Here is a 12,842-nt window from a genome sequence, read left to right as displayed (position 1 = left end):
AAGGGCACTTCATGCGATCCACCCGTACGCGCACCCGCACGCTCGCCGCTCTGGCCTTCCTGACCGCCACGGGCCTGTTCCTCACGGGATGCGGTCCCGACTCCGTCGCCGACGGTTCCGGGAGCGGTTCCAGCCCCACCGCGAGTGCCGGTGCCGACGAGGAGGGCAGCTCCGACGCGGGTTCGGGTGGCGGGGGCGAGAGCCCGAGCGCGGGTACGGACTCCGGTTCGGGTAAGGACTCCGGCGCGGATCCGGGTTCCGGTTCGGACGCAGCCGCCGATGAGGCCCCCGGCAGCGGTACGGAGAACGGTCCCGTCGACAACCCCGACGCCCCCGGCGCCGACGGTACGTTCTACGGCGAGCTGACCTTCTGGGCGCCCGGCAAGCTGCGGGTCGGTGAACGTGCCTTCTGGGTCGCCGTCGACACCGAGATCATCGGCGGGGAGATCTGCGGGGACCCCGAGACCCCGGAGGCCGAGAAGTGCACCCCGGAGGAGCTGGACGACGCTGCGAAGGCCGGCAACCTGCGCGTCGAGGTGATCATCAAGAAGGGCATCGCGGAGCGGGTCCGGACGTACTCGTGACGGCCACGGGCCGGGACCGCCGAGACCATAGCCCACTATGACAACGAAGGCAGAGATGAACCGGAGCGAGACACGCCCCAGGCAGGTGGAAGCGGCCTTTCTGCTCTTCCTCGTGGCGATTGCCCTGACCCCGGTCTCGTGGGTGCTGGACACATTCGTCATCTCTCCCTCGGGATTCGATGAAATGCGCGGAGAGATGGGGGAGGACGGAGCGATTCGGCAGACCGCCCTGTCCGCCGGATTCACGGTGGTCACCACCGCCCTGCTGCTGCTTTTCGCCCTGGCCATGCGCCGGGGGCGGACATGGGCGCGGAACGCGATCACCGCCGTCGGCGCCCTCCTGCTGTTCGTTCTGGTCAACAGCGTCAGCTCCGACGAATATCAGCCGGAGGCCACCGCCGGCGGCGTCTACGATCTTGTCGTCGGTGTCGGTCCGGTCGTCCTGATCGCCGGTGCTGTCGTGCTGATGTTCCTGCCGACGGCGCGTACGTACTTCTCGACCGCACACTCCGAGTAGAGCAGCTCCGGTCCGGTCCGTCCCGTCGCGGGCCGAACCGGAGCTGTTTCTGACGATCTGACAGGTTTGCCGCATGGACATGGATGCTTTCGTTCCGGAGTTCATCAGGAAGAGCTGGCCCGGACTGGAGATGGAATCGCTCTGCGGTCCGGGGCCCGGATGGATCGACCGGGCGGGCGATCTGGTGGTGGTCGACGGCGATCTGAACTGGTCCACTCCGGAGTGCGCCGGTTCCGGGATCGACAGTTTCGACGTGAAGCCCGGCGTTTACCCGGTCTACGCGGGGAGTGTCGATCTGGGAGAAGACCCGGGCCAGGCGCGGTACTACGTGACCACGCTGTTCGTCGCCCTCGCCGCCGCCGACGAACTCGCCGATTCGACCTGGGATTTCGACGAATCCTCCGCGCTGCGTATCGATGGATACGCGTGCCTGTGGAGCGACAGAGCCGAACGGAACATGCCCGTCGAATCCCTCGTGAGGTTCAAGGAGTCGACGCTGTCCACCGGGGTCCTTTCCCGCCGAGGTCCCTGGATCGACGAGGTGACCGATCCGGACTCCGGAGCCAACGTGATGGTGTTCCCGGTGGCCGACAACAGCGTGTCCACCCTCAAAGCCCTGAACGGGAACGGCGAACTCCTCGCCCTGCTCTACCTGACCTGGTCCCCCTGACATCACGGCGGGCCGCGGGGCGTGCCACCCCCTGCGGCCCGCGCGCAGCTTCCCGGGAACTCTCCCGGGCCGAGCGGACAGTTCGAGGGTATGGACATGAGTGTGCGTGCCCGGATACGGACGGAAGACCCGGGGGCGTTCGGGGCTCTCTTCGACGATTACGCCCGGGCGTTGTACAACCACGCCTTCCGGCTGACCCGGGACTGGCCGGTGGCCGAGGACGTACTGTCCCTGACTTTCCTTGAGGCGTGGCGGCCGCGGAGTCGGTCGATCTGGACGGTCGGTCCTTGCGCCCGTGGCTGCTCGGGGTCGCGACCAACACCGCGAGGAACACCCGTCGTGCCGCCCGGCGTCACGAGGCCGCCGTCGGGCGGCTGCCGCGCGCGGGGCGTGAAGAGATGGCCCGGCTGCTGCCGGTCCCGGCCGATCGGGAGCTGCCCGGACGCCGCCACCAGCTTCTGAAGGACCACCTCATGCGTGAAGTCCGGCAGCACACCACCACCGACCGAACCGCCTCCCGTCCCCTGCGCCGCCGCCTGGCACTGGCGGCCGTACCGCCGACCGCGGGCGCCGTGGCCGCCGTCATCCCGGCCACCGGGAGCCTGTCCGACAACGGTCCCGCCGGCGCGGGAAGCCCGGGCCCGACCGTGGCCTGCGGCCCCTCCGCCGCAGTACTGCTGGACCGGATCGCGGTCGCCGCCGCCTCCAGGCCGACGCGGGGCCACAGCAGCAATGCTCACGGTAGGTAATTTTCTGTGTCGAGCAGTGATACGGCCGCAACATTACCGTCGGCCGCGCCGTACACCAGCCTCCTGGACTGGACTTCGAGGCCGACGGTGGCTGGCCCACGCTCAGCCTCGGGGAGGTCGACGAACTGATCAGCGACATGAGCGCACACCTGGCGAAGCTCCGGGCAGCACGTACGCAGATCGCCAGCCTGACATCCGGGCGGACCAGTGAGACGGCCGCGACGCCCGGTGGCACTTGGACGTACGACGACATATACGGCACACCGTCACCTGCCCATCTTGGTGTACGACAGACCACCACGACGACATGGACGGCAAGGCCCATCCGTCCGACGTCCACCACGAGCTGTACGGCCCTGTGGCCTACGCCGAGTACACCGAGGCTTACGAGGACTACAAGTCCTGGCAGCTACTCTGCGCCCACCTCGGCGTGAGCCCGGACTCAACTGTCAGCCCGGCCCACCGAGTCCCGCACGTTCTGGTCGAAGTGGCCGTCGACATGTACACCCGCCCGATGGATCCGGACCAACTGGCCGAGTTCATCGAGACGGTGGCCGGGCAGTTGGAAGAGCTTCGCGCGATGCACCCCCGGCTCACCGCAGCCCGCGCCGAATGGGCCGCGCGGACCAACGCGACCAGCAACGCCGAAGCCACGTAATCCCGCCAGTCCAAGACCACCCCGAGGTCTGCGACTCCAACGTCATGCCCCGGAGGCTGTAGCGAACTCCCGGCCAGAGTCCCTGCCCGCCCCTTGCTCCAGGGGCTTTGGCCTTCGGCCGTCTGGTGGCGCGGTTGCCTCCGGGACCTACGCGGACGGATCCAGCTCCAGGTCGCTGACCAGCGTAAACGCGAGTGGGGTAATGGTTCGTGTCGCTCCTCGGACACAAACACTATGACCACCGTTGGTGCTGGCCGACTTTCGGCCAGCACCGTTGGTGTGCCTGTTGGTCGCTCTCGTGGTCACCTACGTCGTCCGGGTCGCTCTCACTGTGATTCTGATCGCCGGGGCGCCGCTGGCGTTGATGGGGCACGCGCTGCCGCAGACCGACGGCATCGCCCGCTGGTGGTGGAAAGCCTTCGGCGGCGTGCTCGCCATCCAGATCGCGCAGTCCCTCGCCCTGGTCACCGCGATCCGGCTCTTCCTGCGCGACCGGTCTCCTCCGCGGCAAAGTTCGGCAGGCCGAAGGCCGCTCAAGCGAGCCCAGCGCCTGCCTGATCGCCGTCCCACTGACCAGCCAAGGCATCGACCCGGCCAAGAAGATCATCGGACGCAAGCGCCACATCGTCACCGAGACGCTCGGCCTCCTGCTGGCCGTGACCGTCACCGCCGCCGGCATCCACGACTCAGCCGCCGCCACCCAGCTCCTACCACGTCGCCGCACACCACCCGACCGTCACCAAAGCCCGGGCCGACAACGGCTACAAGACCAAAGCCGTCGAACACGCCGCCCGTCTCGGCACCGACCTCGAAATCGTCCAGCGCAACCCCGCAACCCCGCAACCCCCGGCTTCCACGTCCAGCCCCGCCGCTGGGTCATCGAACCCACCCTCGGCTGGCTCATGCACCACAGCCGCCTGGCCCGCGACTACGAAACCCACCCCACCGCTCAGCCGCAATGATCCAACTCGCCGACATCAACCTCATGACCAGCCGCCTCACCTACGAGACCAGCCCCAACTGGCGCCACTGCTAAGCCAAATGAAACAGACATCGGCGAACCAAACGCTCACTTGGATGACGCTCCCTTCCCGAGTCGTTGGCTGCGTATGGAATGGAGAGGCTTGGCGATCACTTGGCCTCGGACGACTTGTAGGAGTTCTTCCTGCGAGTGGTGCCCAAACACTCAATACCAGCCCACTCATCGTGGATGATCCTGGCTGCAGCGCAGTCACGGGAGTGTCCAGATTCGTTGTCACAAACGATCAGGTGCAGCCCTATCCTGGTGCCCGTAGGCGCTGGAGGGGGAACCCATATGGGCCGTCAAGAGCGCCCGCTGGATCCGAGCGCTGGTCCGGTGCAGCGTTTCGCGTTCGAGCTACGGAAGCTTCGGCAGGAGGCGGGTGGTGTCACCTACCGGGTGATGTCGCGACGTACGCCTTACACGGTCCCTACACTGTCGAGGGCCGCATCGGGCGAGCAACTGCCGACATTGCAAGTGGCCTTGGCGTACGTCGAGGCCTGCGGTGGGGACCGCGAGGAGTGGGAGCGGCGCTGGCACCTGGCGGCTGAGGATGCGGCTCTCGGGGCGGCCGAAGACGACGCCGCGCCGCCGTATCAGGGGTTGGCCCGGTTCGAGTCGGGCGACCGGGAACGTTTCTTCGGTCGGGACCAGCTTCTCGGCGACTTGGCGGAACTGGTGCGCGGGCGGCGGTTCATCGCCGTGGCCGGTCCCTCGGGCAGCGGTAAGTCCTCTCTACTGCGTGCCGGGTTGATCCCGCTGCTTCAGCACACCGAAGAACCACATGAGCGCCCCGCGGCCGTCGTGATATTCACGCCCGGCGAGCACCCGGTGGGCACTCACGCAAGCCGGCTCATGCCGAAGGACACTGCCGGCGACACGGTTGTCGTCGTCGACCAGTTCGAAGAGGTGTTCACTCTCTGCCGTGACGCCACTGAGCGTGGAGAGTTCATCGACCTGCTGCTCACGGCCCGTCGGCCGGACAGCCGATTACGCGTCATCATCGCCATACGTGGGGACTTCTACGGGCGCTGCGCCGAGTACGGGGAACTCGCCCTGGCCTTACGCGACGCGAGTCTGCTGGTCGGTCCTATGAGTCCGGCCGAACTGCGCGAGGCGATTGTGAAACCGGCGGCTGCCTCGGGCCTGATTGTCGAGCGCGCCCTGACCGCGAGGATCATCGACGAGGTCGAGGCCGAGCCGGGCGGATTGCCGCTCATGTCGCACGTACTCCTGGAGACCTGGCGTCGCCGCCGCGGCCGTGCGTTGACCGAGGCCGGCTATGAAGCCGCGGGTGGCCTGCGTGGCGCCATCGCGAAGACTGCTGAAGACCTCTACACCCGCCTGACGCCTCATCAGGCCAACGTCGCCCGGCGCATCCTGCTGCGCCTGATCATCCCGGGTGAGAGGGCACAGGACACCCGCCGTCCTGCTGCCCGCAGCGAACTCGACACCGGCCGGTCCGATGACACTGCCCTGGTCCTGGAGCGCCTCGCCCGTTCCCGGCTTGTCATCCTCGACGACGACACCGTAGACCTCGCCCACGAGGCTCTGATCACCGCTTGGCCCCGACTGGTCGCGTGGATCGAGGAGGATCGCGAAGGTCTGCGCCTGCAGCGGCGGCTCACCGAGGCCGCGGGTGCGTGGGAGGATTTGGACCGGGATGTGGGTGCGCTGTACCGGGGCGTGCGGCTGGCTGTCGCCTGCGACTGGGCCGCCCGGGAAGGAAACCGGGACAGCCTCAACGCACCGGAGCGCGCCTTTCTCGACGCCAGCGTCGGCCTGCGTGAGCAGGAGCGCGCTGTGACTGCACGGCGCAACCGCCAACTGCGCTACCTCGCCGCCGGCCTCGCGATGATGCTGCTGGTGGTCACGGGTATCAGCGTGGTCGCCGTTCAGCAGCGTCAGGACGCCGTGCAGGCCCACCGGGTCGCGCTCTCCCGCCAACTGGCAGCACAGGCGCTGGGACTGGCCGAATCACGACCGGGCACGGCGATGTTGCTCAGTGTGGAGGCATACCGCGTCGCGCCGACACCCGAGGCACGCGGCGCCCTGCTGACGATGTCCGCCCACGAGTACTACCGAGCCGAACTCGCCGGCCACACCGACGCCATCTCCGAGGTCGCCTTCAGCCCTGATGGTGTTCTTGCCACCGTCAGCCGGGACCAGACCTTGAGGCTGTGGGACGCACAACGCCGTCGTCAGCTGGCCACGCTCAGCGGCCACGCCACCTGGCTCCGAGCGGTGAAGTTCAGTCCCGACGGCCGCCTGCTGGCCACCGGAGGAGACGACAAGCACGTGGTGCTGTGGGACGTCCCGGCACGCAGGAAAGTGGCGACTCTGACCGGGCACACCCAACAGGTCGAGGACATCGCGTTCGCCCCCGACGGCCACACTCTGGCGAGCGCCGGCAGCGACGGCACTGTGATCCTGTGGGACACCGAACGCCGATCCAGGCAGTCGACCCTCTCCGGCCATACCGGCTTTGTGAACGCGGTGGCGTTCAGCCCGGACGGCCGCACACTGGCCAGCGCCGGCAGCGACAGCACCATCAGGCTGTGGGATACGGCGACCGGTGCGCGACTGGCCACACTCACCGGCCACGCCCAATCCGTCGACGCCCTCGCCTTCAGCCCCGACAGCCTTACGCTGGCCAGCGCCAGCCAGGACCAGACCGCGATGCTCTGGGACGTCGGACGCCACACCCGCAAGGCCACCCTCACCGGGCACACCGGACAAGTCCGGGCCATCGCCTACAGCCCCGACGGCCGCACCGTCGCGACCACCGGGCACGACAACACCGTCATGCTGTGGGACGCCGACCGCCATATCCGCAGGGCGACCCTCACCGGACACACCAGCAACCTCTATACACTCGCGTTCGATTCGCGCGGTCACCTTCTCGCCTCGGCCGGGGAGGACGGAACGGTCGTCCTGTGGGATCCCACGCGGATCCCGCTCTCCGGACACGCCGACCGCGTGAACAAGGTCGCGTTCAGCCCGGACGGGCGCACCCTGGCCACCGCCGGCGATGACGGAACCGCCGTACTCTGGGACGTCGAAGGCCGCACCCGTAAGGCCACGCTCGTCGGCCGTACCGGGCCTGTCAATGCCGTCGCGTTCAGTCCCGACGGGCATACCCTGGCCGCCGCGACCGGCACCGCCCAGCACCCTCCGCGTGCCCACGACTACACGCTCACACTCTGGAATCCGGCGACCGGCTCCTCCCTCGTCAAACTCACCGGGCACACCGACCGCGTGATGGCCGTCGCCTTCAGCCCCGACGGCCGCACACTGGCCACCGCCGGCTCGGACAGAACGATCAAGCTGTGGAATGCCGTCAAGCACGCCCAACAGGCCACCATCGACACCCAAGCGGCATCCAACGCCGTCGCGTTCAGCCCCGACGGTCATACCCTGGCCACCGCCCGCCGCGACGGGAGCGCCATCCTGTGGGATGTGTCCAAGCGCAGCCGCCGAGCCACCCTCACCGGCCACACCAGGGCCATCAGAGCAGTCGCGTTCAGCCCCGACGGCCGCACTCTGGCCACTGCCAGCATCGACCAGACAGTCACACTGTGGGACGTCGCCCACGGCACGCGCCTGGCGACCCTTGGAGGCCACACCGGGCCCGCTCTCGCCGTGGCGTTCAGCCCGGACGGCCGCACCCTGGCCACCGCCAGCGCAGATACAACGGTAGTGCTCTGGGATCTCGCCCGACGCAGCCAACTGGCGACACTCGCCGGCCACACCCGGCAAGTCCGTTCCGTGGAGTTCAGCCCCGACGGCCGCACTCTGGCCACCGGCAGTGACGACCACACCGCCATGCTGTGGAACACCGAACCGCGGCACACCGAAGCGCAACTCTGTGCTTCCGTCGCCCGCGACCTCACACCCAAGGAATGGCGGGAGTTTCTCCCTGGAATTCCTTACCGCAAGACCTGCACCGGAAGCCGAACTCGATCAGTGCCGCCCTCGGCGACAGGATGAGTTCCGCCGAGGGAAATCCGTCAGCCCTGTCATGAGCGGAGCCGACGGACAAACGGTCGGTGCGGCAGGTTACGCGAAGGCTCCGAGCCTGTCCGCACCCATTCAGTACCTGGTCAGCAAAGGGTGTCATAGACCTTTACGGTCACATTGTCTTTCACTCTGTGCCAACCGTATCCGAAGGTCTTGTTGTACGTCCGAGGGCGTGGAAGCTCCCTGATCTTTGTCTTCACCCGGCATCCGCGCCCGACCCACAGTCCGTCGACATCCTTGACGCCGACTTTGCGGCCGTCCTGTCCAGGTTTGAGCACGCGCCAGGTCCACGACTGGTTCCGGTAGTACCAGTTGCTGGTGATCAGGAGGTCAATTCGGTTGTCGGCATTGTGGACCCTGCCGCAAATCCTCCCCAACGTGCACTGGCCGGCGGCGCGAGACGCCTCCATCGGCTGCTCCAGGGCGGCGGATGCGCGCGGAGATGCCGGGACGGCATTGCCGGCAGGTGCGGCTGCCGTAGCCGGCACGGACACGGCGACCGCGGCCCCCGCCGCAAGCACGGCAACGAGTGAGCGCCTCATTCGCATAGAGTCCCTTACCTTCTTGAGCCGGTGAGGCCCATCCTTGTTCTCCGGTTGAGCAGAGCCCTGCCGAAGCACGATCCGAATACCGTCCGCGTAACGACGGCAGGCAGGCCCTGCACCGTTGAGTCTCAGGGGCGCCGCGTTGTTGCGCAGCCCGGATCCGCGGTACGCAACAAAGACCCGTCGCCAAGGAACGAGACCGGATTTCAGCCCATCGCCCCGATAGCAGCACAAGGAATTGTTTCGCCGCGCTGACGGGGGCTGCGCAACAACTCACCGTAGCCAAGACTCAATTCTCGAAAGTGCTCCTTGCGACGCCGGACTTGTGGCACCTGCCCTGCGGGGGTGGGCTGGTCGGCCGGCAGAGCAAGCGGGCTCATCGGGCGGCCGCATGCGGCTTCCACAACAACGAAGGACCGAACATGTATATGAACAATCTGCGCCGTGCGGCTATGGTGGCCTTCGCGGCGGGCGCCATATCGCTGATCGCGGTATCACCGGCGTCCGCGACGGGGAAGGCCCAGGTGTACACCAACCAGTCCGAAGCGGGCCGGGTGAACTACTGGACCAGTAGCCACGACTTCCGCGTCTCGGACACCAAGTGCGACGGCCGTTCCATATACGCGCAGTACCAGCGGGCCGGGGCGAAGACGCAAACCCTGCGTCACAACGGCGGCTGCCGTACCTACAAGGACTTCGCCCGCAAATTCACCAAGGGGCAGAGCATCAGGTACCGGGCCTGCGTCAATATTCCCGCCGGACGTGACATCTGCGGCAAGTGGAAGTGGGACACCACCGGGACGAAGTGACACGCTTGCGCCCCGCACCCACGCGTCCGGTGATCAGTACGTGAGCCGGTGACATTTCTCCTTGGCGGACGGGCTGCCCCAGGAGGGGCAGCCCGTCCGCCAAGACCCATCCTTGTCACAGGCATTCCGATCCGAAAACAGATCAGCCCAACGGCGGCATAGTTCCGGAGCCGACGTCTAGGCTGCGCCAAAGACGGACTCTCGCTCCTATGTCTCAACCCGCGGCCACCGCAGTGCCGGGGTCTTTTCTCTCATGAAGTGGTCCGTCAACTGGCTGCCCATGCTGGGCGGTTGCCAGCCCTGAGGCTTTGGAGGGAGGCGTACAAAGCCGCGGTTTCGCTGCTCGGTTCTTCGCCAAGTTCGGTGAGAGTGCTGGTGAGCAGGGCGAGGGTTCGAGGCATGGCGTCGTGCCGACCGAGGTGGGCTTGGAAGCGGGCGATGTCGCGGTAGATGGCCACGTTGTAGCGGTCGAATCTGCGGGCTCGTTCCAGCAGGGAGAATGCCTGTTCGACGGCGGCGCCAGCCATACACAGCCTGACAGCACAGAGAACCGGAGCAGCACACATGACGATCGAAGTCCGCGACGAGACGGACTGACGTGCCAGCTTGCGGGAGCAGATAGAAGACATCGTCATCGAGGTGGCGCCCCTGGCAGCCGACGTCACGGGCCTGAGCCTGCCAAGTCGGGTTGTCTACCGCCTGATCACGCCCGGTCTGGAAACACGAGAGCATAGGGCGATATGGACGCTGCCCCCGCGGGACATCGCGGAATTGAGCCGGTCAAGGGCTCGCCGGACGGAGGCTAACTGATCGTTTCAAAATGAGTTGAGTCGAAGTCTTGTGTCCGGTTTCCTTCGTGGGCAGGGTGTTTGGGTGCGCGCTGATCTTGTTCCGGATGACCTGTGGGAGCGTGTAGCTCCGCTGCTGCCGCCCGCTCGTGAGCGGCGCCGCCGCTACCCTGGGCGACTTCGCGTTCCCGACCGGGCTGCACTCGCCGGGGTCATGTATGCGCTGCGCACCGGTGTCGCCTGGCGCGGCGTCCCGGCCGAAACGGTCGGCTGCTCCGGGGTGACGGCCTGGCGCCGCCTTCGGGACTGGACCGAGGCCGGCGTCTGGCCACGCCTGCACGCAGCCTTGCTGACCGAACTGCGCCGCGCCGACCTGCTGGACCTTGACCACTGCGCTGTTGACGGCTCGCATGTCCGGGCGCTCAAAGGGGGGATCACGTCGGCCCCTCGCCGGTCGACCGCGCCCGTCCCGGTTCCAAGCACCACCTGATAGTCGACCGGCACGGAACCCCGCTCGCCGTCACCCTCACCGGCGGCAACCGCCACGACGTCACCCAGCTCCTGCCTCTGCTCGACGCGGTCCCGCCGATCCGGGGGCTGCGGGGACGGCCTCGCCGCAAGCCGGGGCACCTGTATGCCGACCGGGGCTACGACTTCGACAAGTACCGCCGCCTGCTGTGGAAGCGCGGTATCAAACTGATGATCGCCCGACGTGGCGTGGCCCACGGCTCGGGGCTCGGCAAGGTCCGTTGGGTGGTGGAGCGGTCCTTCGCTTGGCTGCACCAGTTCAAACGGCTCCGGATCCGGTACGAACGACGCGCCGACCTCCATCAGGGCCTGCTCGAACTGGCCTGCAGCATCATCTGCCTCCGTCGCCTGCGCACCGTACGGTGAAGCGAGCGGTCAGGTGAGGATGATCGGATTGGTGAGTGCGGCGACGTGCCCGTTGGGATGGCGGACCTCGATGCGGACGAACGCTGAATCCTCCGCCCTCGTGTTCCACTGCACCACACCTGTCCCGTCACCGGGGAGAGACGCCCGGTGAACCTTCCCTCGATCGGTGTGGAAGCTGACGGTCCCTACCGGCACACCTCGTACTGCCGCCTGCACTTCGACGTGCGCACCATGAGTTGTGAGCTGTTCTCCCACCCCGGCAGCGCGACCATCGGCATTGGCGGTGAACGACACGTCCACGTCCGCCGACTCGGCGATCCAGCTGCGGCCAGCACGGATTCCGGCCAGGATCGCCTCGGTGCTCAGCTCCTCGGCGAAGACCACGGTGTGAGGGATGCCGATCTGCCCCTCCAAGTGGGTGTCGCTGTTGCCCATCGCCGGCCGCCACGAGCCCGTGTGGATGTCCGCTGCGAGGCTCCGCCCCCACTCCGCCAGGGCGGCCTCGTTGTCAGCGTTCCAGGCTCGGTCCGAAGTCCACAGTCCGTTCCAGACCTCCACCACGTCGAAGCCCCGGAAGGGGAACATGAAGTCGCCCGACGGATAGGGCGCATGCGGGTGCGCGGCCACGCACAGGCCCCCCACTTGATGGACCTGATCCAGGCACTGATCGATCAACCCGTCCCTAACCTGGTGGTTCCAGTCGACGACCTCGCCGGGGTTGATGCCGAGCGCGAGCCAGTGCCCGGTCGTCGTGGTCACTTCCTCACCGAGAACAATCAAGAAGTCATCGGCAGCCAGATGCCCCCATGCACCTGGTTCCGCAGCTGAGTTGTGCTCCGTTGTCGCCATGAAGTCGAGCCCGGCAGCGCGCGCCCGAACGGCCAACTCTTCAGGAGTGAGTTCCCCGTCCGAGACAACGGAGTGGACATGACTGTCCCCGCGGTACCAGGCCGCCCCGCGTCCGACCGCCCGCGCCGGCGGGAAACTCGTACTCGACAAGGTTCTCTCCCCCCAAAGTCCTGTCGAGCCAACGCGCAAGCAGAGCTACCGGTTCCGTCGGGTCACTGAGCGCCGCCTCAGCCGAGAGGTCAGATCAAGATCTCATTCTGAAACGATCAGTAAGACCGACGTCCAGGTCCAGACCCGACTGATCCCGCTCGTCTGGCCTCTGGTCATGGGACAGACCATCGAGACCGGTACGGGTACCTAGATCCACCTCGTGCCCGCCACCCTGAAGCACACGGGGGTCCTGTCCGACGAGAGGTTCCTGTTGCCAGGTGGTCGTACACGAACTGGTGCGTCAGATGCAGCACGCCACAGGGGCGAACGGCTGGAGAACGTTCATGCTCGATCTGCGGGGGCTCGCCGTCCGGGCCATCAGCCACCTTATTGAGGGGCATGCCCGTTGGGCCGACCAGCTCGTGACTGCGAAGTCGTTCGGTACCCCGGTTGATGCCGGGCTGGCACCGTGGTCCGACCTGTATCGCAGGAACAGCCAGCATCCCGAGGTCAAAGACATGTGGGAGCAGCGCCACATCCCGTACCGGCAGGGGACCCAATTCGTCGGCGCCGTTGTCGCTGTGGGTG

Annotated in this window: 13 protein-coding genes; 10 read left to right on the top strand and 3 right to left on the bottom strand. The window is 67.1% G+C overall.

The window, feature by feature from the left end; genetic code table 11:
- Nucleotides 1-11: 11 nt before the first annotated feature.
- From ACFU9P_RS34445 to ACFU9P_RS34415, 7 genes are all read left to right on the top strand, one after another.
- Nucleotides 12-584, top strand: coding sequence for a hypothetical protein (locus tag ACFU9P_RS34445; RefSeq protein WP_384088729.1), 573 nt, complete (start codon nt 12-14; stop codon nt 582-584).
- 37 nt (nt 585-621) lie between these two features.
- Nucleotides 622-1,101, top strand: coding sequence for a hypothetical protein (locus ACFU9P_RS34440; protein ID WP_384088726.1), 480 nt, complete (start codon nt 622-624; stop codon nt 1,099-1,101).
- A gap of 73 nt (nt 1,102-1,174) precedes the next feature.
- On the top strand, nt 1,175-1,771 hold the full coding sequence (locus ACFU9P_RS34435) for a hypothetical protein (protein ID WP_384088723.1): 597 nt from the start codon (nt 1,175-1,177) through the stop codon (nt 1,769-1,771).
- Nucleotides 1,772-2,019: 248 nt separating this feature from the next.
- The gene (locus tag ACFU9P_RS34430) at nt 2,020-2,520 is read left to right on the top strand and encodes a hypothetical protein (RefSeq protein ID WP_384088720.1); all 501 of its coding nucleotides are present in this window, start codon (nt 2,020-2,022) and stop codon (nt 2,518-2,520) included.
- A 235-nt stretch (nt 2,521-2,755) separates the two neighbouring features.
- Nucleotides 2,756-3,178, top strand: coding sequence for a DUF6907 domain-containing protein (locus tag ACFU9P_RS34425; protein ID WP_384088717.1), 423 nt, complete (start codon nt 2,756-2,758; stop codon nt 3,176-3,178).
- Nucleotides 3,179-3,732: 554 nt separating this feature from the next.
- The gene (locus ACFU9P_RS34420; protein WP_384088753.1) at nt 3,733-4,140 is read left to right on the top strand and encodes a transposase; all 408 of its coding nucleotides are present in this window, start codon (nt 3,733-3,735) and stop codon (nt 4,138-4,140) included.
- 353 nt (nt 4,141-4,493) lie between these two features.
- Nucleotides 4,494-8,189 (top strand): hypothetical protein, encoded by a 3,696-nt coding sequence (locus ACFU9P_RS34415; RefSeq protein ID WP_384088714.1) that lies wholly within the window; start codon nt 4,494-4,496, stop codon nt 8,187-8,189.
- Between the two features lie 113 nt (nt 8,190-8,302).
- On the opposite strand, the gene ACFU9P_RS34410 is transcribed toward ACFU9P_RS34415, so the two are convergent.
- On the bottom strand, nt 8,303-8,761 hold the full coding sequence (locus ACFU9P_RS34410) for a hypothetical protein (protein ID WP_384088711.1): 459 nt from the start codon (nt 8,759-8,761) through the stop codon (nt 8,303-8,305).
- A 425-nt stretch (nt 8,762-9,186) separates the two neighbouring features.
- Between ACFU9P_RS34410 and ACFU9P_RS34405 the strand changes: the two genes are divergently transcribed.
- Nucleotides 9,187-9,573 (top strand): hypothetical protein, encoded by a 387-nt coding sequence (locus ACFU9P_RS34405; RefSeq protein ID WP_384088709.1) that lies wholly within the window; start codon nt 9,187-9,189, stop codon nt 9,571-9,573.
- A 266-nt stretch (nt 9,574-9,839) separates the two neighbouring features.
- Here ACFU9P_RS34405 and ACFU9P_RS34400 read toward each other — a convergent pair whose 3' ends face one another.
- The gene (locus tag ACFU9P_RS34400; RefSeq protein WP_384088706.1) at nt 9,840-10,208 is read right to left on the bottom strand and encodes a hypothetical protein; all 369 of its coding nucleotides are present in this window, start codon (nt 10,206-10,208) and stop codon (nt 9,840-9,842) included.
- Nucleotides 10,209-10,446: 238 nt separating this feature from the next.
- Here ACFU9P_RS34400 and ACFU9P_RS34395 point away from each other — a divergent pair.
- A protein-coding gene (locus ACFU9P_RS34395; RefSeq protein ID WP_384088703.1) for an IS5 family transposase occupies nt 10,447-11,255 on the top strand; the annotation gives its coding sequence in 2 pieces (ribosomal slippage) (nt 10,447-10,773 and nt 10,776-11,255; 807 coding nt in all).
- A 9-nt stretch (nt 11,256-11,264) separates the two neighbouring features.
- Here the strand turns inward: ACFU9P_RS34395 and ACFU9P_RS34390 are convergent.
- Nucleotides 11,265-12,254 (bottom strand): CehA/McbA family metallohydrolase, encoded by a 990-nt coding sequence (locus ACFU9P_RS34390; protein WP_384088700.1) that lies wholly within the window; start codon nt 12,252-12,254, stop codon nt 11,265-11,267.
- Nucleotides 12,255-12,598: 344 nt separating this feature from the next.
- Between ACFU9P_RS34390 and ACFU9P_RS34385 the strand changes: the two genes are divergently transcribed.
- The coding region (locus tag ACFU9P_RS34385) for a hypothetical protein (protein ID WP_384088697.1) at nt 12,599-12,842 on the top strand (244 nt) is incomplete at its 3' end.

The organism is Streptomyces sp. NPDC057617 (assembly GCF_042800555.1).
In the GTDB taxonomy this organism is placed as follows: domain Bacteria; phylum Actinomycetota; class Actinomycetes; order Streptomycetales; family Streptomycetaceae; genus Streptomyces.
This window is presented reverse-complemented; position numbering and strand designations above follow the sequence as displayed.

Excerpts from the sequence above, each read along its gene's own strand:
- ACFU9P_RS34445 (WP_384088729.1), top strand. The coding sequence starts at position 12 with ATGCGATCCACCCGTACGCGCACCCGCACGCTCGCCGCTCTGGCCTTC.
- ACFU9P_RS34440 (WP_384088726.1), top strand. The coding sequence starts at position 622 with ATGACAACGAAGGCAGAGATGAACCGGAGCGAGACACGCCCCAGGCAG.
- ACFU9P_RS34435 (WP_384088723.1), top strand. The coding sequence starts at position 1,175 with ATGGACATGGATGCTTTCGTTCCGGAGTTCATCAGGAAGAGCTGGCCC.
- ACFU9P_RS34415 (WP_384088714.1), top strand. The coding sequence starts at position 4,494 with ATGGGCCGTCAAGAGCGCCCGCTGGATCCGAGCGCTGGTCCGGTGCAG.
- ACFU9P_RS34410 (WP_384088711.1), bottom strand. The coding sequence starts at position 8,761 with ATGAGGCGCTCACTCGTTGCCGTGCTTGCGGCGGGGGCCGCGGTCGCC.
- ACFU9P_RS34405 (WP_384088709.1), top strand. The coding sequence starts at position 9,187 with ATGTATATGAACAATCTGCGCCGTGCGGCTATGGTGGCCTTCGCGGCG.
- ACFU9P_RS34400 (WP_384088706.1), bottom strand. The coding sequence starts at position 10,208 with ATGACGATGTCTTCTATCTGCTCCCGCAAGCTGGCACGTCAGTCCGTC.